This window comes from Gemmatimonadota bacterium (assembly GCA_016713785.1).
GTDB lineage: Bacteria > Gemmatimonadota > Gemmatimonadetes > Gemmatimonadales > GWC2-71-9 > JADJOM01.
In genome coordinates this window covers 389,622-410,896 of record JADJOM010000002.1, presented here as the reverse complement: position 1 = coordinate 410,896, position 21,275 = coordinate 389,622, and the positions used below count along the sequence as shown (strand labels likewise).

Below are 21,275 nucleotides of genomic sequence, written 5' to 3'. Positions count from 1 at the left end.
GGAGCCGCACCATGTCCGGCCGTTCGCTCGCCCTGACCAGCCTGCTGGTCGCCCTGTCCCTCGTGGCCCAGCCCGCGGAGGCCCAGCTCGGCGGCCTCACCCGGAAGGCCAAGGAAAAGGCCACCCAGGCCGCGGGCATCCCGTCCACCGACCAGCCGGCGCGGATGGCCGGCCCGGAAGCCACCCCGGAGTCCATTGATCACCTGCTCGCGGGGCTCAAGGCCGAGGCCACGGTGCGGCAGCAGCAGGCGGAGCAGGAGCGGCTGCGGCAGGAGCGGGAGGAGGCCGCGCGCAACGCCTCCGCGCGGCAGGGGCAGTGCTACGAGGACAAGAAGGCGAGCGACCCCGCCTGGCCCGAGCTGCAGCGGCTCGAGGCGCAGGCCAAGGAAGCCGTCGACAAGGGCGACTACAACAAGGCCAGCCAGATCGGGCAGCGGATGACCACCCTGGCCACCGAGATGCAGGCCCGCATCCAGGCCGCCTGTGCCGCGCCCGCCCAGCCCACGCCCGAGCAGCAGGCCATCCAGCGCCAGCCCGCCGCCAACCCGGAGCAGGCCGGCGCGGAGGCGGCGGGGATGTCGCTCACCGACTACGCGCAGTTCAAGGAGCTGGTCTACACCTACCTCTCCGCGGGCAACCGCGCCGGCCTGGCCGACAAGGAGAAGCAGGCCGTCGACGCGAAGAAGCGCGAGCTGCGCGAGCGGCTCAAGGCCGTGGGGCTCGGGTGATCACCGGACGCACCCTGCTGCTCGCCGCGCTGGGGGGAGCGATGCTGCTCGTCACCGGCGCGGGGAGCCGCGCGCCCGCGGCCGCGGGCGTCACCACCTGGCGGGCGGTGCGCCCCGGCGTCGAGCTGGGGGAGCGCGCCGTTGCGGCCGCGGGTGAGGGGCGCTGGACCGAGCTGCACCTGCTCCGGATCGATCCGGCGCGGGTGCGGCTCCGGTTGCAGACCCGGCTGGGCGCCGGGTTCGACCAGGGCGTGTGGACCGTGGACAGCGCCCCCGCCACCGCGCTCGCCGCCTTCAACGCCGGCCAGTTCAGCGGCATCGCGCCGTGGGGCTGGACCGTCATGGACGGCGTGGAACTCCGCCCGCCGGGGAGCGGCCCGCTGTCGCAGGCGGTGGTGGTGGACCGCGCGGGCAGCGTGCGCTTCCTGCCGCCGGACAGCATCGCCGCCGCGCGCGCGGCCGGCGGCGTGGAGCTCGCCCTCCAGTCCTATCCCGCCCTGCTGGTGGGCGAGGGCGAGATCCCCGCCGCGCTCACCACGCCGGGCAGCGGGGTGGGCATCACCCATCGCGATGCGCGGCTCGCCCTCTGCCACCTGGCCGACGGCCGCCTGCTGGTGCTGCTCACCCGCTTCGACGGCCTGGGCGAGGCCGGCGGCGCCATCCCCTTCGGGCTCACCCTGGCCGAGACCGCGGGGCTGCTGCGGGAGGAAGGGTGCCGCCGCGCGGTGGCGCTCGATGGCGGCATCTCCGCCCAGCTGGCGGTGCGCGAGAGTGGCGGCCGCTGGCAGGCCTGGCGCGGCTGGCGCAAGGTCCCCCTGGGCGTGGTGGTGGTGGAGCGCTAGCCCGGTCATCGTGGGTTCATCTCCCGGGGCTACCATTGCGCCACGTCCCGGGAGGTCCGTCCATGCATCGCTCGCTCGTGGTCCGGCAGCTGTTGCCCAACGCCGCGCTGTTCGCCGGGCTGATCCTGGCCGGGATCGGGTTCGACTACGCGCTCCACCTGGCCGGCCTCGCCGCCATCGGCTGGTACCTCGGGCCCGTCGGCACCCTCCTCGTCCTCGCGTCGTTCCTCTACTCGCTCCGCAAGCGGAAGCTGCTCCGCGCCGGCTCGCCCAAGCGGCTGCTCGAGCTGCACGAGACCCTGGGCTGGCTCGGCACCCTCTGCATCATCCTGCACAGCGGCATCCACTTCAACGCGATCCTCCCGTGGCTCGCGCTCGCCGCCATGCTGATCGTCGTGGCGAGCGGGATCACCGGCGCGGTGCTGCTGCGCCGCGCGGTTGATACCCTGAAAGCGCAGGAGACCCGGCCCGAGCCGGAGGACAACCGCCTGCTCGACGCCACCACCGTGGACCTGATGCGCCAGTGGCGCCTGATCCACATGCCGCTCAACGCGGTCTTCGTGGCGCTCGCGCTGGTGCACATCGCGAGCGTCATCCTCCTGCGGGACTGGTAGCCGATGCGCGCCCGCACCGTCTTCCTGCTCACGCTGCTCCTCGGCACCGCCCTCGCCGTCTTCACCCCGGCCTCCGCGCTGAATCCCGGCCCGCTGGTGGCCGGCCACGCCGCGCTCGCCGCCGACTGCCTCGGCTGCCACGTGCCCTTCCAGGGCACCCCGGCCGCGCGCTGCACCGCGTGCCACGCCCCCGACAGCATCGGGCGCACCCGGGAGGTGCGGCCGGCGGGCTGGGAACCGCGGCCGGGCCTGGTGGGGCTGCATCGGTCGCCCGGCGCCGCCGACTGCCTGGCCTGCCACACCGACCACGCCGGCGCCGATCCGGCCCACGCCACCCGGCCCTTTGCCCACGACGGCCTCGCCGCCGCCGACCGCGAGCGCTGCGGCAGCTGCCACGAGGCCAGCCGCCCCGCCGACGCCACCCACGAGCGGCTGACCGACGAGTGCGCCGCCTGCCACACCACCGAGGCCTGGACCCCGGCGCAGTTCGATCACCAGCGCTTTGCGGGAAGCCGCCGCTGCGCCGCCTGCCACGACGCCGACCGCCCCGACGACGGCCTGCACGCCGACGCCGCCGCGAACTGCGCCGACTGCCACACCACCCGCGCCTGGTCCCCGGCCGACTTTGCCCACGAGCGGTACTTCGTGCTCGACCGCGACCACAACGCCCGCTGCGCCACCTGCCATGACCAGCCCGGCACCTATCGCACCTACACCTGCTACGGCTGCCACGAACACACCCCCCGGAACATCCTGGGCGAGCACCGCGAGGAGGGCATCCGCAACCTCGCCGACTGCGTCCGCTGCCACCGCTCCGCCAGCGAGCACGAGGGCCGCGGCGACGACTGACCGGCCCGCCATGCCTCCGCCACCGGGAACGCGGCTTACCGGACTCGAACAGCACCCCCCGGGGGCGGCGGCGTACCTTGCCGCATGCCCCTCGCGCTGCTCTCGCTCTGCCTCACCCTGCTCGGCTGCCAGGCCCCCGCCGATGGCGCGCCCGCCGAGCCGACCCGCATCCTGTTCCTGGGGAACTCGTTCACCTACGTCAACGACCTCCCCGCGATGGTCGCCGCCGTCACGGAGCAGGCGGGCGTGCCCCGTCCCGTCACCGGCATGGTGGCGCTGCCCAACGCCTCGCTCGAGGACCTGATGGGGGAGGGCACGGCGCGGGCACGGCTGGACGGGGCGCGGTGGGATTTCGTGGTGCTGCAGCAGGGCCCCTCGACCCAGCCCGACAGCCGCGTGCACCTGATCGAGTGGACCCGGCAGTGGGCCCCGCTCATCCGGCGGGCCGGGGCGGAGCCGGTGCTCTACATGGTGTGGCCGGGGGTGGACCGGGTGGCGGCGACGGACGATGCGCGGGTCAACTACCGCGACGCGGCGCGCGCGGTGGCGGGGCGGTTTGCGCCGGCGGGCGCCGCATGGCGGCTGGCGCTCACCGCCGCGCCCACCCCCTCGGTGGCCTCAGGCGATGGCTTCCACCCCTCGGTGGCGGGCACCTACCTGGCCGCGGTGGTGCTGGTGGCGGTGCTCACCGGCGCCGATCCCGCGATGCTCCCGGCCGCGGTGCCGGGCCACCCGGAGATCGGGGCCGCGGCGGCGCGCCAGCTGCAGCAGGTGGCCCGGCAGGTCCTGGCGGAGGAACGCTAGACCGCGTCGAACCAGAGCTCGACGTCGTAGTGGATGGTGATCTCCTCGCCGGCCGCGATGGGCCGCAGCGCCTCGAGCACCACCAGCTCCCGCTCGTACTCCTGCCACACGCCGGCGTTGGCGTCCTCGGCGTGGTTCACCAGGCTCACCACTCCGTACGCGATCGCCCCCCGCCACCCCGCCTCGTCGTCCTCGTCGCCATCCCAGTGGAAGTAGTGGTGCGCCAGCGGGGTCCCCTCCAGCAGCTCCGCCTCCGCCGCGGTGATGATCGAGACCGGGGCGAGGTCCAGGATCTCCCCCTCCTCGATGGCGCGGGCGGCGTACACCCCACGGCCCTTGAGCGGGTCGCGGCGCACCACGATGGACGGGGTTTCGAGCAGGATCGGCGAGGGCGCGGAGGCGGTCATGGGGTGCGTCGGGCGCTGAAGTGGACGTCGGGCCGGTCTGGCGGCGCGGGAATCTCGCCCGCGGTGCGGCGGGGGGGAAGGGGGGCACCGGGGCTGCTATGTTTCCCCCCGGTCGCGGGCGGGTACGCGGTCTTCCTCATCCGTCGTGGAGTCTCCCATGGACGTCGTCGAAGCGGTGGCGGGCGTGCTCTCGAGTGCGTGGTGGCTGGTGCTGCTCGCGGTGGTGGTGGTCTTCTACAAGGTGGTGCTGCGGCTCTTCGGCGCCGTGATCATCCCCGGCACCGCCATCGGCGTGGTCCGCAAGCGCTGGGTCCTCCTCGGCAGCAGCCGCACCCTCCCCGACGGCAAGATCATCGCGCTGCACGGCGAGGCCGGCTTCCAGGCCGACACCCTCGCGCCGGGCCTGCACTGGGGCTACTGGCCCTGGCAGTACGAGATCAGCGTCGTCCCCTTCATCGACATCCCCGAGGGCAAGCTCGGCGTGGTCGACGCCAAGGACGGCGCCCCCCTCACCAAGCGGGTCTTCGGCCGCGAGGTGGACTGCGACGCCTTCCAGAACGCCCGCGGCTTCCTGCTCAAGGGCGGCCAGCGCGGGCCCCAGATCGCCATCATCCCGCCCGGCACCTACCGGGTGAACACCGCCCTCTTCTCGGTGAAGCTGGTGCCGGTGCTCGAGATTCCCGAGGGCAAGCTGGGCATGGTCACCACGCAGGATGGCTCCCCGCTCAAGACCGGCGAGATCGCCGGCCGCGAGGTGCCGGGCCACAACACCTTCCAGGACGGCGAGGCGTTCGTCACCAGCGGCGGTACCAAGGGCCTGCAGGCGCAGGTGATGATGCCGGGCAGCTACTACCTGAACCCCAACTTCGCCACGGTCGAGCTGGCCAACATGACCGAGGTCACCATCGGGCACGCCGGCGTGGTCATCGCCTTCGTGGGCGAGCCCGGCGCCGACGTCACCGGCGAGGGCTTCAAGCACGGCAACCTGGTCAAGCCGGGCCAGCGCGGCGTGTGGGTCGAGCCGCTCGACCCGGGCATGTACCCGATCAACCCCAAGACCAACCACGTCGTCGCGGTCCCCACCACCAACGTGGTGCTCAACTGGGCCACCGGGAAGACCGAGGCGCACAAGCTCGACGCCAAGCTCTCCACCATCACGGTGCGCTCCTCCGACGGCTTCACCTTCAACCTCGACGTCTCGCAGATCATCCACATCCCGCGCTCCTCGGCGCCCAAGGTGATCGCGCGGTTCGGCAGCATGGACAACCTGGTCACCCAGGTGCTCGAGCCGACCATCGGCAACTACTTCCGCAACGCGGCGCAGAAGTCGGACGCGATCTCGTTCCTCAAGGAGCGCACCCAGCGCCAGGGCGAGGCGCGGGAGCACATCCAGCACGCGCTGGAGCAGTACGACGTGCAGGCGGTCGACACGCTCATCGGCGACATCACGCCGCCCGAGAGCCTGATGAAGACCCTGACCGACCGGAAGCTGGCGGAGCAGGAGCGGATCACCTACGAGACCCAGCGCGAGGCCGAGGCCACCCGCCAGGCGCTGGAGCAGTCGCGCGCGCTGGCCAACACCCAGGCGCAGGTGGTGGACGCGGAGCGGAGCGTGCAGATCGCCGAGTTCCACGCCCAGTCGGCGGTGAAGAAGGCCAAGGGCGAGGCCGAGGCCAAGACCACCAACGCCGCCGCCGACGCCGAGGTGACCACCGTGACCGGCACCGCGGAGGCGGGGCGGATCAAGGCCGTCGGCGCCGCCGAGGCGGAGGTGCTCAAGCGGAAGGTGGAGTCGGTCGATCCGCAGTACTACGCGGCGATGGACATCTTCCGGAACCTGGCCACCAGCCAGCTCAAGCTGGTGCCGGACATCGCGGTGGCGGGTGGCGGCGGCTCCGGCGGCCCGCTCGACGTGCTGCTGGCCATGGCGCTGCGGGATGCGACGAAGAAGGAAGCGGTGGGCAAGTAAGCCGAACGCCGCCCCGGTCGGGGCGGCGTTGGTGTGGCCATGGCTGGAGAGGGAATCGAACCCCCGACACGCGGATTTTCAGTCCGCTGCTCTACCAACTGAGCTACCCAGCCGCGAGGGGCGGGAATATAAGGATCGGAGGGGGGCGGTGAAAGGGGCCCGTCCGGAACCGGAAACCCCGCCCCCGCAAACCCTTACGGGGTCACGCCTCCCGGCCGGCGCCCCGGCGGGCTATCCTCCCCGCCATGCTCCGCCCCCTCCTCCTCGCGGCCCTCCTGGCCGGCTGTGCCCCCACGCCCAATCCCTACCTGGCCGTGGAACGGGCGCCGGTGCCGGAGGGCACCCGGCTCCGGCTGGTCCCGGCGGCCGGGGCCCGCATCAATGCCCAGCAGCGGCCCGCACTCCAGCGCGCGGACAGCAGCGTGGTGCTCTTCGACTCCCCGTCCCTCACCACCGATTCCGCCTACTTCACCGAGCCCCCCGAGGCCCTGGTCACGGGCCCCACCGCCGGCCGCATCGTGGCCTCCGTCTGCCCCAGCGGCGAGTACGTCTGCCGGCCGGTGATCTTCGACATCCCCTGACCTGGGCCGTCACAAGCCAGGGGCCGGGCCGCAGCTTCTCCCCCGACGTTTCCCGCTTCCCATTTCCCGTTTCCCGCTTCCCGTTTTCTGCCCCCCGCCCCATCTTGAGGCATGCCCCACCCCAGCCACCCGAACCTCACGGTCCTCGAGCACCCGCTCATCCAGCACAAGCTGACCCTGCTGCGCGACCGGGCCACCAGCACCCGCGACTTCAAGCAGCTGGTGAGCGAGATCGCGATGCTCATGGCCTACGAGGCCACCAAGGACCTCCCCACCGAGACCCACGAGATCGACACGCCGCTCGAGCACATGACCGGGCGGATGGTCTCCGACAAGAAGCTCACCCTGGTGCCGATCCTCCGCGCCGGGCTCGGCATGGTCGACGGCGTCTCGCAGCTGCTCCCCACCGCGCGGGTGGGGCACATCGGCGTGGCGCGCGACGAGCAGAGCCTCGAGCCGCATCACTACTACGCCAAGATCCCGGGCGATGAGCGCGAGGGCCCCGCGGCGCTGGCCGGCATGGCGCACGAGCGCGAGTTCTTCATCCTCGACCCGATGCTCGCCACCGGCGGCTCCGCCACCGCGGCGGTGACCACCCTCAAGACGGCCGGCGCCCGCCGCATCCGCCTGCTGTGCATCGTGGCCGCCCCGGAGGGCGTGCGCCGGATGCTCGACGGCCACCCCGACGTGCGGATCTTCGCCGCGGCGCTCGATCGCGGCCTCAACGCCCAGGGCTACATCGTCCCCGGGCTGGGCGACGCCGGCGACCGGCTCTTCGGCACCCGCTGATGCTCGCCGCCACGCTCCTGGCGGCCGCGCTCATGACCCAGGGGGACACCGGCCGCCGCATCGCGATCACCTTCGACGACCTCCCGCTCAGCCGCGCCGCCACCCCCGTGGCGGCGCAGGAGTCGCTCACCGTCGCGCTGGTCGCGGCGCTCACCGCCGCGCGAGTCCCCGCGATCGGCTTCGTGAACGAGGGCAAGCTGCGCGGCGACGACCGCGCGGTGGATCCCCGCCGCGTGGCGCTGCTCACCCGGTGGCTCGACGCCGGCCTCGAGCTGGGCAACCACACCGCCACCCACCCCGACCTGCACCAGGTCCCCCTCGCCGACGTCGAGGCCGACCTCCTCGCCGGGGAGGCGATCCTGCGGCCGCTGCTCGCCGCGCGCGGCGCCACGCCCCGCTACTTCCGTCACCCCTACCTGCACACCGGCCGCTCCCTCGCGGTGCGCGACGCCCTGCTCGCCTTCCTCGAGGCGCACGGCTACGAGGTGGCGCCGGTGACGATGGACAACGGCGACTACCTCTTTGCCCGCGCCTACGACCTGGCGCGGGACCGCGGCGACCGCGCCGCCGCCGACCGCATCACCGCGGAGTACCTGGCCTACCTGGAGCGGGTGGTGGTCTTCTGGGAGCGGCAGTCGGTGGCCATCACGGGGCGGGAGATCCCGCAGGTGCTGCTGCTGCACGCCAATGCCCTGAACGCCGCCACCTTCCCCCGGATCGCGGGGCTGCTCGCCGGGCGCGGCTACACCGCCATCCCGCTGGCGCAGGCGCTGGCCGACCCGGTGTATCGTTCGGACGACCGCTACACCGGCCCCGCGGGCATGAGCTGGCTGCACCGCTGGGCCATCACCCGCGGCCTCCCCGGGAGTACCTTCCGCGGGGAGCCCGAGGTCCCGGAGTGGGTCCAGGCCGCGGCGCGCTAGCCGCCCACCCGTCCGTCGAACCGTCGAACCGCCGACCCAACGAGCCGATGCCCATGCCCATCCGCCTGACATTCCACGGCGCCGCCGGCCAGGTCACCGGCTCGATGCACCTCCTCGAGGCCGCCGGCGCGCGCTTCCTGCTCGACGCCGGGCTGTTCCAGGGGCGGCGCTCGGAGGCGCACGCGCTCAACGCCAACCTCCCGATCGACCCCCGCACCCTCGACGGCGTGATCCTCTCCCACGCCCACATCGACCACGCGGGACGGTTGCCGCTGCTGGTGCGGCGCGGCTTCCACGGCCCCATCTACGCCACCGCCGCCACCCGCGACCTCTCCGCCGTCATGCTCCCCGACGCGGCGCACATCCAGGAGAAGGACGCCGAGTTCCTGGCACGCCGGAAGAAGATCGGGCCGGAGAGCGAGCCGCTCTACACCCTGGCCGACGCGGTGGCGGTGCAGGACCTCATGCTGGGCCTGCCCTACCGCCGGGTGCAGCACCTGCGCAAGCACATCGCCTTCGAGTTCACCGACGCCGGTCACATCCTCGGCTCCGCCTCGGTGGACCTCCGCATCACCGAGGGCGCCACCCACCGGCTGGTCTTCTCCGGCGACATCGGCCGGCCCGGGCTCCCCATCATCCGCGACCCCGACCCGCCGGCCGGCCCCGTCGACACGCTGATCATCGAGTCCACCTACGCCAACCGCACCCACGAGACCGTCACCGACGCCGAGACGCGCCTGGGCGACATCGTGCGCCAGGTGGCGGGCCGCGGCGGGAAGATCCTGATCCCCTCCTTTGCCGTGGGCCGCACCCAGGAGCTGGTGTACAGCCTGCACCAGCTCTTCCGCAGCGGGAAGATCCCCGGCATTCCGATCTTCGTGGACAGCCCGCTCGCGGTCGACGCCACCGCCGTCTTCCGGCTGCACCCCGACCTCTTCGACCGCGACGAGCACCTGATCGAGCGCACCACCGCGCTGTTCGACTTCCCGCTGGTGCAGTACGTGCGCGACGTCAGCGACTCCCGGAAGCTCAACGGCATGCCCGGCCCCGCGATCATCATCGCGGCGAGCGGCATGGCCGAGTCGGGCCGCATCCTGCACCACCTCGCCAACCACGTCGGCGACCACAAGACCCTGGTCCTCTTCGTCGGCTTCCAGGGCGAGCACACCCTCGGCCGCCGCATCCAGGACGGCGCCCGGGTGGTGAAGATCTTCGGCGAGGAGCTGCCGGTGCGCGCGGGCGTGGAGACCATCGGCGGCTACTCCGCCCACGCCGACCGCAACGAGCTGCGCGGCTGGCTCCGCAAGCTCGGCGGCCCCATCAAGCGCGCCTTCGTGGTCCACGGCGAGCGCGAGGCCACCCTCGCCATGGCGCAGCTGCTCAAGGAGGAGGGGGTGCGCCAGGTGGACGTGCCGGCGCAGGGCGAGAGCTTCGACCTCGGATAGGCGGGACGGGCGGTACCGCCCTACCGCCTTACCGCCGTACCGCCTTTACCGCCCCCCCGCTTAACTTCCGCCCGTGCCTCGTTCCCGCCGCCTGCTGCTCGCCGCCGTCCTCACGCCGGCGCTCCTCTACCTCGTCTCGCTCCTCGCCGTCTACCTCGTCAGCCGCGAGGACCAGCGCCGCCTGGCGGACGCCATCGTGGTCCTCGGCGCCGCCCAGTACAACGGCAAGCCCTCCCCCGTGCTGCGGGCCCGGCTCGATCACGCCCTCACGCTCTACCGCGAGGGACTCGCACCGACGGTGGTGGTGACCGGCGGGATCGGGGAGGGGGACCGGGTGAGCGAGGCGACGGTGGGGCAGCAGTACCTGGTGGGGCACGGCGTGCCGGAGGCGGCCGTCGTGGTGCGCCCCGAGGGCCGCTCTACCCAGTCCTCGGTCCGCTCGGTGGCGGACTGGGCCCTGGAACGCGACACCCCGCGGGTCCTGCTGGTGAGCGACCCCTTCCACATGCTCCGGCTCCGCATCGAGGCCAGCCGCGCCGGCCTCACCGCCTTTGCCTGCCCCACCCGCACCAGCCCGATCAGCCAGCGGCCGAGCGCGGAGCTGTTCTTCTTTGCCCAGGAGGCGTGGAAGATCCCGGTGGTGCTGATGGGCGTGCGCGCCGAACGCTAGGCGAGCGGCAGGTACAGCGTCATGGTGGTGCCCCGCCCCACCGCGCTGGCCACGGTGATCCCCCCGTGGTGCCCCACCGCCACCCCGTACACCTCCGCCAGCCCGAGCCCGCCCGCGCTGTGCACCGGCCTGCGGGTGAAGAACGGGTCGAACAGTCGCGGCAGGTCCTCCACCGCGATGCCACTGCCGGTGTCGCGCAGCGCCAGCGCCAGGTAGCGCCCGGCCGGCACCGGCAGGTAGGGACTCTCCAGCCGCGTGGCGAACGCGACCGCCGTCAGCTGCAGCACCGGCGGCGCGGCGCCGCCCGCCTCCACCGCGTTGCGGGCCAGCTGCTGCAGCGCGGCCGTGAGCAGCGGCAGGTCGGCCCGCACCGCCAGGAACTCCACCCCCGGCGCCGGCGCGAGCGCCACCGCCGGCTCCAGCAGCGGCCGCAGCTCCGCCAGCAGCCGCCCGATGGGCACCGGTTCCAGCCGGAACACCTGCTGCCCGCTGAACGAGAGCAGCTGGCGGGTCAGCCGCGCCGCGCGCTCCGACTGCTCCCGGATGATCGCCAGGTCCTCGTGGGCCGCGTGCCCCGCCGGCACCGCTCGCTCGGCGAACTCGGCGTGCCCCGCCACCACCGTCATCATGTTGTTGAACTCGTGCGCCAGCCCGCCGGCCAGCCGCCCCACCGTCGCCAGCTTCTCCCGCTGCAGCCGCCGCTCCCGTTCCGCCTCCTCCCGCAGCCGCGCCGCGCTCTCCCCCGCCGAGAGCAGCACCCGGATCACCAGCAGCAGGGTGGTGACGATCAGCATCGCCACCAGCGGCTGCACCCGGCTCGGGGGCCCCTCCGTCATGGCGTGGAGCAGCGCCACCACCACCAGCACCGGCGTCACCAGTGGCAGCGGGCTCAGGTCCCGGAGCCACAGCGGCCCCGCGGTGGCGGGTTCGAGGTCCACCGGGTCCCGCCGGATATGCACCGCCGCCACCAGCGCGGGCAGCACCCCGAGCACATAGAGCACCCGCCCCGCCACCTTGGTGATCACCTCCGCCATCCCCAGCTGGGAGAGCAGCAGCGCCGGGAGGTACGCCGCCTGCGCCCCCACGAACCACCAGAACGCCCGCCGGGACGGCATCGGCCGGCCCCGCACCACCATCACCGACAGCCCCGCCAGCGAGGCCACCTGCGCCAGCCCGTAGATCAGCGACCACCGCGTCTCCGCGACATCCGGCGTGGCGTCCGCCAGCGGAAAGGTCACCTCGATCAGCACCAGCGCGCCCATCGCGCCGGCGGTGATCACCAGGTCGAGCAGCAGCGTGAGCGCGTCCCAGCGCCGCGCCACCACCCGGGGCCACAGCAGCAGCGCCAGCGCCGAGAGCATGTAGGAAAGGAACATCCAGCCGTCGAGGGCGAGCCCGAGCCACTCCGGCGCCCGCCCCGAGACCCAGAAGAGCGGGAGGTTGGTGAGCAGCGAGACGACCGAGATGCCGCCCGTCAGCCGCAGCACGCCGCGCAGCGCGCGCGGCAGCTCCCGCCGCCCCGCCGCCCAGAGGTACGCCGCCCCCTCGATCAGCAGCCGCACCTCAAACAGCACCAGCAGCCCGGTCTCCGGGGGCTCCACCCATCGTGGCAATGCCAGCACCACGCTGGCCAGCACCAGGAACGCGCCGCTGGCCCAGATCCACGCCGGCACGGCGGCGGCGGCCCGCTGGGGGGCGGGGCGGAGCGTGGGATGGGCGACGGCGTCGAGCATCGGCGTCCGCGGGTGCAACGGGTGAGGGACGGCGATCAGGGTGGGCGGAAAGCTGCCGGGGAATCTACCGCGCGGACGCCGCCGCAGAAGGACGGCCGTCCCGGCGGCTGGCCGGCAACCCCCTGCGCGGGGTTCCGTTGGCCCTTCGGCCGGGCGGGTGGGGCAGGCGGCGCCGTCCGTGGCCGGGGCCTATGCCGCCTCCGGCAGGTAGAGCGTGAGCTGCAGCCCCTGGTCCGGTTCGCTTGCGGCCACGATGCCGCCGCCGTGCGCCGCCACCACCCCCTGCACCGCCGCCAGGCCAAGCGCCGGGATCCCGCTGTCGGCCGAGGTGGAGAAGGGCTCGAAGATCCGCTCCACCGCCGGCCGGGGCAGCGCGGGCCCCGTGTCGGTCACCGCGAGCCGCAGGTACGCCCCGGCCGGGAGGGTGCCGGCCGCCACCCCGACCGGCGCCTGCAGCAGCGCCCGCTGCAGCTCCAGGGTCAGGGTCCCCCCCGACGGCATCCGGCGTTCGGCGTGGCGCGCCAGCGCGAGGACCATCTCCGCCAGCTGTGCCCGGTCGCCGATGACCCGCGCGGGCCCGTCCGGGAGCTGCACGATCACCGACACCCGGCTTCCCGCCGCCTGCCGGATCCGCGGCGCCTGCCGCCGCAGTTCGGCGCCCAGGTCCAGCCGCTCCCGGCCGGTGAACTGGCCCCCGCTGTACGCCAGCAGCTCCCGGGTGAGCACCGAGGCCCGCTCCGCCGCGGCACGGATCCCCTCGAGATCCCGCCCCACCCGGCTGCCCGGATCCACCTCCGTCAGGCCCAGCTCGGCGTGGCCGATCACCGCCGTGAGCATGTTGTTGAACTCGTGCGAGATCCCGCCCGAGATCCGGCGCAGCGCCTCGAGCTTCTCCCCCTGCAGCGCCGCCTCATGCTGCACCAGCCGCGCGTTCTCCCCCACCGTCGCCACGAGGCGGATCGTCTGCAGCGCCACCAGCACCACGAGCCCGAGCGCGAGCACGGTCTCGATCGCCCCGTCGCCGCGGGTCACCTCGGACAGGAAGAGCGCCGCCACGCCCGCGATGGCCAGCAGCGGCAGCGGGTTGAAGGTGAGCAGCCACGGCGGCAGCGGTGACGGCGCCGGCTCCTCCACCGGGTCATGCAGGATCAGCAGCCCGGCGAGGACGTACAGCAGCTGGACCACGATGTAGAGCGCGTCGTCGTAGCGGCTCACGCTGTAGGGGGGCAGGGTGGCGGCGAAGTACTGGATCACCACCAGGCTCACCACCTCGAGGCCGAGGGCGGCCATGTACATCCGGAACGCGCGCGGCGTGGGCAGCGGCAGCCCGCGCACCAGCACCACGTTGAGCGCCACCAGGTCGAGCAGCTGCGCCGCGCTCAGCGCCAGCAGGAACCCGCGCTGCGACGGGGCGCCCACCGGGTCCCCGGGCAGCGTGGACAGCACCCAGAAGAAGAGCCCCATGCCCGCGATGCCGATGGTGGCGTCGAGCCCGAAGTGCCACCACCGCCCGCGCGGCAGCGGCGCCAGCGGCCAGCAGAGGAGCCCCACCACCGCGATGCCGTAGGTGGCGAAGGTGAGCACGTCGTCGAGCAGCGTGGGGAACGGCGGCAGCGCCCCGAGGGTGGCGGCGCCGCTGTACAGGTAGGAGAAGGCGCTCACCCCGAACGCCGCGGCGGAGATCCCGAGCGCCAGCCGCAGCCGCGGGCCCAGGTCGGCGCGCCGCGCCGCCCGCCAGAACAGCGCCCCCTCCACCGCGGTGGAGAAGCCGAAGCCGGCGTAGCGCCAGGGGATGCTCCACTCGGCGAACGGCCCGAGCAGCGCGAACAGCGCCCACCCGCCCCACACCACCGCCGCCGCCGCCAGCCACCGCGTCACGTCATCGCGCGGCTGCCCTGGAGCGCCTGCGACCACCACTGCCGCCATGGACCGTCCTTGCCGGGGCCGGAGGGGAGCCGGGCCCGCTATTATTCTCGACCCATGGCGGGGTTCACGCCAGCACCCCGCCGCGTCCCGCTTGGAGAGTCCATCCCATGCTGCTCCGTCCCCCCGCCCGCGTCCTGCTGCTGGCGGCCCTGCTCGCGCCGCCGGCGGCGGCCCAGGCCCCGGCGCTCCGGGTCCCCGTCACCGTGGACACCCTGCCCAACGGGCTCACGGTGATCGTCCACGAGGACCACAGTGTCCCCACCGTCGCCGTGAACGTCTGGTACCACGTCGGCTCCGGCGACGAGAAGGCCGGCCGCACCGGCTTCGCGCACCTGTTCGAGCACCTGATGTTCATGGGCTCCCAGAACGCCGAGTACCCCGCCTTCGACCGCCTCCTCGAGGGGGCCGGCGCCAACAACAACGGCTCCACCACCGAGGACCGCACCAACTACTACGAATGGGGCCCCGCCACGGCCCTCCCGCTGATGCTCTGGCTGGAGGCCGACCGCATGGGCTGGCTGCTCCCCACCATGACCGGCGAGAAGGTGGACCTGCAGCGCGACGTGGTGAAGAACGAGCGCCGCCAGAGCAACGAGAACCAGCCCTACGGCCTGGCCAACGAGACCATCCTCGCCCTGCTCTACCCCGCGGGCCACCCCTACTCCTGGCCCGTCATCGGCTCCATGGCCGACCTCTCCGCCGCGTCGGTCGAGGACGTGAAGGACTTCTTCCGCCGCTACTACGCGCCCAACAACGCCTCGCTGGTCGTGGCCGGCGACGTGCAGCCGGCGGAGGTGCTCCGCCTGGCGCGGCAGTACTTCAGCGAGATCCCCCGCGGGCCCGCCATCGAGCGCACCACCGCCGCGGCCGTGGCCCTCCCCCGCGACACCGCCGCGGTGCTCGAGGACCGGGTGCAGCTGGCGCGGCTCTACTACGTCTGGCCCACCGTCCCCGGGCTGACCCCCGACGACGCCCCGCTCGAGCTGCTCGCCTACCTGCTCGCCGGCGAGAAGAACAGCCGCCTCACCGAGGCCCTGGTGCACGACGACCAGACCGCCTCCAGCGTCTGGGCCTACCAGGACGGCAAGCGCGTCGGCGGCGACTTCTGGGTGGTGGCCACCGCCAAGCCGGAGCAGGCCCTCACCGGGCTGCAGCCCACGATCGACCGGGAGCTGCGCCGCCTGGCCGCCGAGGGCCCCACCGCCCGCGAGCTGGAGCAGGCCATCAACGCCCTCGAGGCCTCGTTCCTCCGCCGGATCGAGACCGTCAACGGCAAGGCCGACATGCTGAACGGCTACTTCGTCCGCACCGGCCACGCCGACGGCTTCGCCGCCGACCTGGCCCGCTACCGCGCCATCACCGCCGCCGACATCCAGCGCGTCGCCACGCGGTACCTGACCCAGCCCCGCGTCACCCTCAGCGTGGTGCCGCAGGGCAAGCCCGAACTCGCCGCCACGCCGGTGAAGGGGACGCCATGACGCCGATCACCCGACCCCTGGCCGCCCTGGCGGCCGCGCTGCTGCTCGCCACCGGCGCCCGCGCCCAGGGCTTCGACCGCGCCCAGGTCCCGGCGGTGACGCCGCCCGCCAGCCTCACGCTCCCCGCCATCCAGCAGGCCCGGCTCCCCAACGGCGCCTCCCTCCGCGTGGTCCCCATGCACGAGGTGCCGCTGGTGCAGGTGACCCTGCGCGTGAAGGGCGGCGCCCGCCTCGACGGCGACCTCCCCGGCCTCGCCACCTTCACCGCCGGCATGCTCGATGAAGCCGCCGGCGCCCGCGACGGCCTCGGCATCGCCGCCGAAGCCGCCTTCCTCGGCGCCGAGCTCTCCGTCGCCGCCGACTGGGACTACCTCTACCTCAGCCTCAACACCCCGCGCCGCACCCTCGGCCCGGCGCTCGACCTCCTCGCCGACGTGGCCCTCCGCCCCGGCTTCCGGAGCAGCGACGTCAGCCGCGAACGCGACCTCCGCCTCGCCGCGATCCTCGCCGCGCGCGACCAGCCCAACGGCATGGCAAGCCTGGCCTTCGGCGCCATCGTCTTCCCGGCGGCGCACCCCTACCACCGCCCCATCAACGGCGACTCGGCCGGCACCGCCCGGCTCGACTCCGCCACCGTGCGCGGCTTCTACCAGCGGGTGGTGCGCCCCGACCAGTCGGAGTTCATCATCACCGGCGACATCTCCCTCGCCGAGGCCCGCGCCGAGATCGGCAAGCGCTTCGGCCCCTGGCGCGCCAACCGCATGGCGGCGCTCCGTGCCCCGGTGCCCCCGGCCCCCGAGGCCCCGAGCCGCCGGACCATCTACCTGGTCGACAAGCCCGGCGCCGCCCAGTCGGTCATCATGATCGGGCGCCCCGGCCTCGATCGCTCCACCCCCGACTACGCCGCCATCGAGGTGATGAACACCATCCTCGGCGGCTCGTTCTCCTCGCGGCTCAACCAGAACCTGCGCGAGACGAAGGGCTACACCTACGGCGCCGGCTCCGGCTTCGCCTGGCGCCCGCTCCCCGGCCCCTTCACCGCCCGCGCCGCCGTCCGCAGCGACGTCACCGACAGCTCGCTGGTGGAGTTCTTCAAGGAGCTCAACGCCATCCGCGACGCGCCGGTGAGCGACGTCGAGCTGGCCCGGGCCCGCAACTACATCGCCTTCGGCCTCCCCGGCGAGTTCGAGACCGCGGGCCAGATGGGCGACCAGGTCGAGGAGCTGCTCACCTACGGCCTCCCCGTCACCTGGTACGACCGCTACGTGAAGCAGGTCCTCGCCGTCACCGCTGCCGACGTGCAGCGCGTGGCCCGCGCCAGCTACGACCCCGAACGCCTCCACGTCGTCGTGGTCGGCGACGCCGCCAGGATCCGACCCGGCCTCGAAGCCCTGAACCTCGGGCCGGTGGTCGCCGTGGGGCTGGACGGGCAGGAGCGGTAAGGCGGTAGGGCGGTAGGGCGGTAGGGCGGCAGGTTACCGCCTTACCGCCCTACCGCCCTACCGGCGTTGTCCAACCTTCCCATACCCAACATTGCCCCTCCCCTTCCCCGGACCTACTCTTGTGACCCCGGGGCGGGGCGCCCATGTTCCGCCCATGGCGCTGATCGGCTCGGAACGGAAGTACACGGGGCGGGTGATCCACCTCGACGTCGAGACGGTGCGGTTCCCCGACGGCAGCACCGGCCAGCTGGAGATGATCCGTCATCCCGGCGCCGCGGCCGTCGTCCCCATGCTGGATGATCCGGCCACCCCGGACCCTCGGGTGCTCCTCATCCGGCAGTTCCGCCACGCGGCGGGCGGGGTGATCTGGGAGATCCCGGCGGGCCGGCTGGATCCGGGGGAGCAGCCGGAGCAGTGCGCCCGGCGGGAGCTGCTGGAGGAGACGGGGATGCGGGCGAGCCGGCTGGAGCGGCTCACCACCATCTTCACCACCCCCGGCTTCACCGACGAACGAATCCACCTGTTCGTGGCCGGCGGATTGGAAGCGGGGCAGCACCAGCGGGAGCACGATGAGTTCCTCGAGCTCTGCCCCACCCCCTGGTCCGAGGTGCTGGCCCTGATCGAGCGGGGCGAGATCCAGGACGGCAAGACCCTGGTCTCGTTGCTGTACCTGCAGGCCTTCCGCGCCCCCGGGCGCGGCCAGACGAGGTAACTCGATGGCGCTGCTTCGGTTCCTGAAGTCTGCCCTGACCGGCGTCCGGCGGCCCCCCGCCGCGGCCCCGGCCACGCCGCCCGCCCCCCAGCCCGAGATCAACGCGCTCATCGAGGCGCACCTCGCCGGGGACCCGCGCGCCTTCGGGCAGATCGTGGGCCGCTTCCAGGTCCGGCTGCTCAACTTCGTGTACCGGATGATCGGCGACCGGGAGCGCGCGGAAGACCTGGTGCAGGAGGCCTTCCTGCGGGTGTACCGCCACCTCGACCGCTTCGACCGGACCCGGAAGTTCAGCACCTGGGTCTACACCATCGCCAGCAACCTCGCCAAGAACGAGCTCCGCAACCGCAGCCGCTCCCCCCTCATCGCCTTCGACCAGGGCCGCGCCACCGAGGACGAGGAGCCCCGCCCGGTCGAGTACGAGGACGCCGCCAGCCGCCCCGACTACCTCTACGAGCAGCGCCACCTGCGCGCCCTCGTGGACCAGACGGTGGCCCGGCTCTCCAGCCACCACCGCGAGGTGTTCGTGCTGCGCGAACTCGAGGGGAAGAGCTACGAGGAGATCGCCGAGATCATGCACTGCAACCTCGGCACCGTGAAGAGCCGCCTCAACCGCGCCCGGCAGAGCTTCGCGGAGCTGATCTCGCCCCACCTGGACTGAGGGCGCGGCCCGGCGCGGCCGCCCCCGGATGGGCCGATCTCCGGGCACCCGTGACGCCCGGAACATTGGACGGCGAAAGCGGTATAAGGGCAAGATGTGGCGTGGGTTCCCCCGCAGCGCCACCTTTCTAACTGCGACATCCGAGCCTCATGGACTGCCGGGACTTCCGGCGCCGCTACTCCGCGTATCGTGATGGACACGATCCGGAGCTTGCCGCCGACATGGACGATCACCTCGAGGTCTGCGCCGGCTGCGCCGCCTTCGATCGTGCCGTGCGCGAGGGCACCGAGGTCCTCCGCGGCGCCGACATCGCCCCGTCCCCCGCCTTCCTGGCCGGCCTCGAGGCGCGCATCCTGAGTGGCGAGGCCGTCCCCGAACCGCTGCCGCCCCGGGTCTCCCCCTGGGCCGCCACCGCCGCGGTGCTCCTCCTCGCCATCCTCGCCGCGATGAACGCCCGGGACTTCACCGTCCTCCCCGAGCCCATCGCCGCCGAAGTCCAGCCCATGGTCGTCGCCCAGCCCCGCGTCATCCCCGGCATGCCCTTCGTCATCTACGAGCGCACCCGCCCCTGATCCCGCCGTTACCGCCCTACCGCCTTACCGCCTTACCGCCCTACCGCCCTACCGCCCTACCGCCCCACCGCCCCGTCCCGGTACAATTCCCCCATGTCCGCCCGTGCCTACGATGACCTCCTCCGCGCACTGGGTAAGGGCGAGCTGGCCCCCGTCTATTACCTCTGCGGCGCCGAGGACATCCTCAAGGATGAAGCCGTCCGGGCCATCCTCGACCGGGCCCTCGAGCCGCACGAACGCGACTTCAACTTCGACCAGCGTGCCGCCCAGGGCCTCGCGCCCGAGGAGCTCCACGCCCTCGTCAACACCCTCCCCATGCTCGCCAGCCGGCGGGTGGTGGTGATCCGCGACATCGAGGCGTGGAAGAAGAAGGCCGCGACCCACGAGGTGCTGCAGAAGTACCTCGCCAATCCCGCCGCCGAGACGGTGCTCATCCTCGTCGAGGGCGCGCCCAACCCCGAGAAGGACCGCCACTGGGAGCCCGACGCGGCCATCGCCGCCCGGAGCTTCGCGGTGCAGCTGGATCCCCTCCCCCCCGATCGCGTGGCCCGCTGGCTCGCCTGGCACGCCAAGGGGATGGGCCTCACCTTCGGCGAGGGCGCGGCCGAACACCTGGCGCTCGCCGTGGGCTACGACCTCGGCACCCTGCGCGCCGAGCTGGAGAAGTTCTCCAGCATCGCCGACCAGGGCCCCGTCAGCCGCGACACCGTGGGTGAGCTGGTCGGCATCCGCCACGGCGAGACGCTCGAGGACTGGATCGAGGCGCTGCTCGCCGACGATACCCCGCGCGCCATCAGCCTCGGCCGCCAGGTGCTGGAGCAGGCCGGCATGACCGGCGTCAAGATGATCACCGCCCTCGGCACCGCGCTGGTGGGCATGCGGCTCGCCCGCGCCCACTACGAGAAGGGCAGCCGCGGCGGCGCGCTGGAGCGGACACTCATGGACCGCTTCCGCGCCGTCCGCCCCTTCGGCATCGGCGACTGGAAGGTCGTCGCCCGGCAGTGGAGCCGCGCCGCCGAGACGTGGTCCGGCGCACGGCTCCGCGCCGCCCTCCGCGCTACCTTGGAGGCCGACGCCGCCCTCAAGGGCACCCGCGTCTCCGACGAGACCGGGGTGGTCCTCGGACTGGTCCTGCGCCTCGGTGGCTCGGCGACTCGGCGGCCCGACGGTTCGTCGGTTCGGCAGGTGGACGGTTCGACCATGCATGGAGCAACCCGATGACCTGGAACTGGCTGGGCACCGCGACCGCCGTCCCGCCCTCCCGCCGTACCGCCGCGACAGCACTCCTCGCCCTCGCGCTCCACCTCCCCGCGGCCGCGGCGGGCCAGTCCGACCCCCGGCTCGTCGACGCGCTCCGCATTGCGCAGGAGGGAGGCAGCGACTCCGCCCGGGTGCTGGTCACCAACCTGCTCCGCGTCACCCCGCCCACCGACACCCTCTATCCCCAGGTGCTCTACACCATGGGGCTGGTGAGCCGGAGCATCGACGAGATGCGCCGCACCTACACCCGGGTGTCGGTGGAGTACGCCACCAGCGACTGGGCCGACGACGCCATCTACCGCCTGGCGCTGCTCGACTACGCCGCCGGCAACCTCCCCGGCGCCACCCGGCAGCTCGAGCGCATCCGCAACGACTACCCCGACTCCCCCGCCCTCGGCATGGCGGCCGAGTGGGCCGCGCGCGCCTTCTTCGACCAGAAGAAGCGTGACGAGGCCTGCGCCTGGCTGGCCATCGGGATGGAGCGCGCCGCCGACGACGTGGAGCTGCGCAACCGGCTCGAGTTCCTCAATGGCCGCTGCACCACTCCCCAGCCGACCGATACCGCGCGCCCCGCCCCGGATACCGCCGCCACCCCCGCGCCCCCCGCCACCCCGGCCCGCACCGGCTTCGGGGTGCAGGTGGCCGCGGTGAACACCCAGGCCGGCGCCGACAAGATCATGGGCGACCTGCGCAACGCCGGCTTCCAGGCCTACACCGTGAAGGAAGGCGCGCTCTTCAAGGTGCGCGCCGGCCCCTACGCCGATCGCGCCGCCGCCACCGCCGCCGCGGAGCAGATCCGCCGCAAGCTCCGCCACTCGCCCTTCGTGGTGCCGGAGCCGTGAGCAAGGCGGCCGACGCCAGCGGCACCCC

At 73.3% G+C, this 21,275-nt stretch carries 21 protein-coding genes and 1 tRNA gene; 18 read left to right on the top strand and 4 right to left on the bottom strand.

The window, feature by feature from the left end; all coding sequences use genetic code 11:
• The first annotated feature begins 11 nt into the window (after positions 1 to 11).
• The 5 genes from IPJ95_06260 (at position 12) to IPJ95_06240 (ending at position 3,837) form a co-directional block, all read left to right on the top strand.
• Complete coding sequence (locus IPJ95_06260; protein ID MBK7923224.1) at positions 12 to 728, top strand: hypothetical protein; 717 nt, start codon at positions 12 to 14, stop codon at positions 726 to 728.
• Positions 725 to 1,570 carry a phosphodiester glycosidase family protein gene (locus IPJ95_06255; GenBank protein MBK7923223.1) on the top strand — a complete coding sequence of 282 codons (846 nt, stop codon included), beginning with the start codon at positions 725 to 727 and terminating at the stop codon, positions 1,568 to 1,570. Before IPJ95_06260 ends, IPJ95_06255 begins: the two co-directional genes overlap by 4 nt.
• A 62-nt stretch (positions 1,571 to 1,632) precedes the next feature.
• On the top strand, positions 1,633 to 2,184 hold the full coding sequence (locus IPJ95_06250) for a hypothetical protein (GenBank protein ID MBK7923222.1): 552 nt from the start codon (positions 1,633 to 1,635) through the stop codon (positions 2,182 to 2,184).
• Between the two features lie 3 nt (positions 2,185 to 2,187).
• Positions 2,188 to 3,033, top strand: a complete 846-nt coding sequence (locus IPJ95_06245; protein ID MBK7923221.1) for a hypothetical protein — start codon at positions 2,188 to 2,190, stop codon at positions 3,031 to 3,033.
• An 84-nt stretch (positions 3,034 to 3,117) separates the two neighbouring features.
• Complete coding sequence (locus IPJ95_06240) at positions 3,118 to 3,837, top strand: SGNH/GDSL hydrolase family protein (GenBank protein MBK7923220.1); 720 nt, start codon at positions 3,118 to 3,120, stop codon at positions 3,835 to 3,837.
• Here the strand turns inward: IPJ95_06240 and IPJ95_06235 are convergent.
• A complete protein-coding gene (locus tag IPJ95_06235; protein MBK7923219.1) occupies positions 3,834 to 4,244 on the bottom strand; it encodes an SET domain-containing protein-lysine N-methyltransferase in 411 nt (136 codons plus the stop codon). The two genes, IPJ95_06240 and IPJ95_06235, sit on opposite strands and share 4 nt — an antisense overlap.
• Positions 4,245 to 4,401: 157 nt before the next feature.
• Here IPJ95_06235 and IPJ95_06230 point away from each other — a divergent pair, with 157 nt between their 5' ends.
• Complete coding sequence (locus IPJ95_06230; protein ID MBK7923218.1) at positions 4,402 to 6,213, top strand: flotillin family protein; 1,812 nt, start codon at positions 4,402 to 4,404, stop codon at positions 6,211 to 6,213.
• Positions 6,214 to 6,253: 40 nt separating this feature from the next.
• Here the strand turns inward: IPJ95_06230 and IPJ95_06225 are convergent.
• A tRNA-Phe gene (locus IPJ95_06225) sits at positions 6,254 to 6,326 on the bottom strand.
• Positions 6,327 to 6,458: 132 nt separating this feature from the next.
• On the opposite strand from IPJ95_06225, the gene IPJ95_06220 reads away from it, so the two are divergent.
• The 5 genes from IPJ95_06220 (at position 6,459) to IPJ95_06200 (ending at position 10,621) form a co-directional block, all read left to right on the top strand.
• On the top strand, positions 6,459 to 6,794 hold the full coding sequence (locus IPJ95_06220) for a hypothetical protein (GenBank protein MBK7923217.1): 336 nt from the start codon (positions 6,459 to 6,461) through the stop codon (positions 6,792 to 6,794).
• Positions 6,795 to 6,905: 111 nt separating this feature from the next.
• The gene (upp, locus tag IPJ95_06215) at positions 6,906 to 7,583 is read left to right on the top strand and encodes a uracil phosphoribosyltransferase (protein ID MBK7923216.1); all 678 of its coding nucleotides are present in this window, start codon (positions 6,906 to 6,908) and stop codon (positions 7,581 to 7,583) included.
• Complete coding sequence (locus tag IPJ95_06210) at positions 7,583 to 8,506, top strand: polysaccharide deacetylase family protein (GenBank protein MBK7923215.1); 924 nt, start codon at positions 7,583 to 7,585, stop codon at positions 8,504 to 8,506. Before upp ends, IPJ95_06210 begins: the two co-directional genes overlap by 1 nt.
• Before the next feature lie 59 nt (positions 8,507 to 8,565).
• Positions 8,566 to 9,951, top strand: a complete 1,386-nt coding sequence (locus IPJ95_06205; protein ID MBK7923214.1) for an MBL fold metallo-hydrolase — start codon at positions 8,566 to 8,568, stop codon at positions 9,949 to 9,951.
• Positions 9,952 to 10,024: 73 nt separating this feature from the next.
• The gene (locus IPJ95_06200; protein ID MBK7923213.1) at positions 10,025 to 10,621 is read left to right on the top strand and encodes a YdcF family protein; all 597 of its coding nucleotides are present in this window, start codon (positions 10,025 to 10,027) and stop codon (positions 10,619 to 10,621) included.
• Here IPJ95_06200 and IPJ95_06195 read toward each other — a convergent pair.
• Positions 10,618 to 12,354 (bottom strand): hypothetical protein, encoded by a 1,737-nt coding sequence (locus IPJ95_06195; protein MBK7923212.1) that lies wholly within the window; start codon positions 12,352 to 12,354, stop codon positions 10,618 to 10,620. The genes IPJ95_06200 and IPJ95_06195 overlap by 4 nt on opposite strands.
• A gap of 189 nt (positions 12,355 to 12,543) precedes the next feature.
• Positions 12,544 to 14,280 (bottom strand): hypothetical protein, encoded by a 1,737-nt coding sequence (locus tag IPJ95_06190; protein MBK7923211.1) that lies wholly within the window; start codon positions 14,278 to 14,280, stop codon positions 12,544 to 12,546.
• Between the two features lie 107 nt (positions 14,281 to 14,387).
• Here IPJ95_06190 and IPJ95_06185 point away from each other — a divergent pair, with 107 nt between their 5' ends.
• From IPJ95_06185 to IPJ95_06155, 7 genes are all read left to right on the top strand, one after another.
• Positions 14,388 to 15,758, top strand: a complete 1,371-nt coding sequence (locus IPJ95_06185; GenBank protein ID MBK7923210.1) for an insulinase family protein — start codon at positions 14,388 to 14,390, stop codon at positions 15,756 to 15,758.
• Complete coding sequence (locus IPJ95_06180; protein ID MBK7923209.1) at positions 15,755 to 17,200, top strand: insulinase family protein; 1,446 nt, start codon at positions 15,755 to 15,757, stop codon at positions 17,198 to 17,200. The genes IPJ95_06185 and IPJ95_06180 overlap by 4 nt, the downstream gene beginning before the upstream one ends.
• 154 nt (positions 17,201 to 17,354) lie before the next feature.
• Positions 17,355 to 17,912: an NUDIX hydrolase gene (locus tag IPJ95_06175; GenBank protein MBK7923208.1), complete on the top strand. Its 558-nt coding sequence runs from the start codon at positions 17,355 to 17,357 to the stop codon at positions 17,910 to 17,912.
• A gap of 4 nt (positions 17,913 to 17,916) precedes the next feature.
• Entirely contained in the window at positions 17,917 to 18,573 is a 657-nt protein-coding gene (locus IPJ95_06170; protein ID MBK7923207.1) for a sigma-70 family RNA polymerase sigma factor, read from the top strand.
• A gap of 221 nt (positions 18,574 to 18,794) precedes the next feature.
• Positions 18,795 to 19,145 carry a hypothetical protein gene (locus IPJ95_06165; GenBank protein MBK7923206.1) on the top strand — a complete coding sequence of 117 codons (351 nt, stop codon included), beginning with the start codon at positions 18,795 to 18,797 and terminating at the stop codon, positions 19,143 to 19,145.
• 93 nt (positions 19,146 to 19,238) lie between these two features.
• Positions 19,239 to 20,366, top strand: a complete 1,128-nt coding sequence (gene holA / locus IPJ95_06160; GenBank protein ID MBK7923205.1) for a DNA polymerase III subunit delta — start codon at positions 19,239 to 19,241, stop codon at positions 20,364 to 20,366.
• Complete coding sequence (locus IPJ95_06155; protein MBK7923204.1) at positions 20,363 to 21,247, top strand: SPOR domain-containing protein; 885 nt, start codon at positions 20,363 to 20,365, stop codon at positions 21,245 to 21,247. The genes holA and IPJ95_06155 overlap by 4 nt, the downstream gene beginning before the upstream one ends.
• Positions 21,248 to 21,275 lie beyond the last annotated feature (28 nt).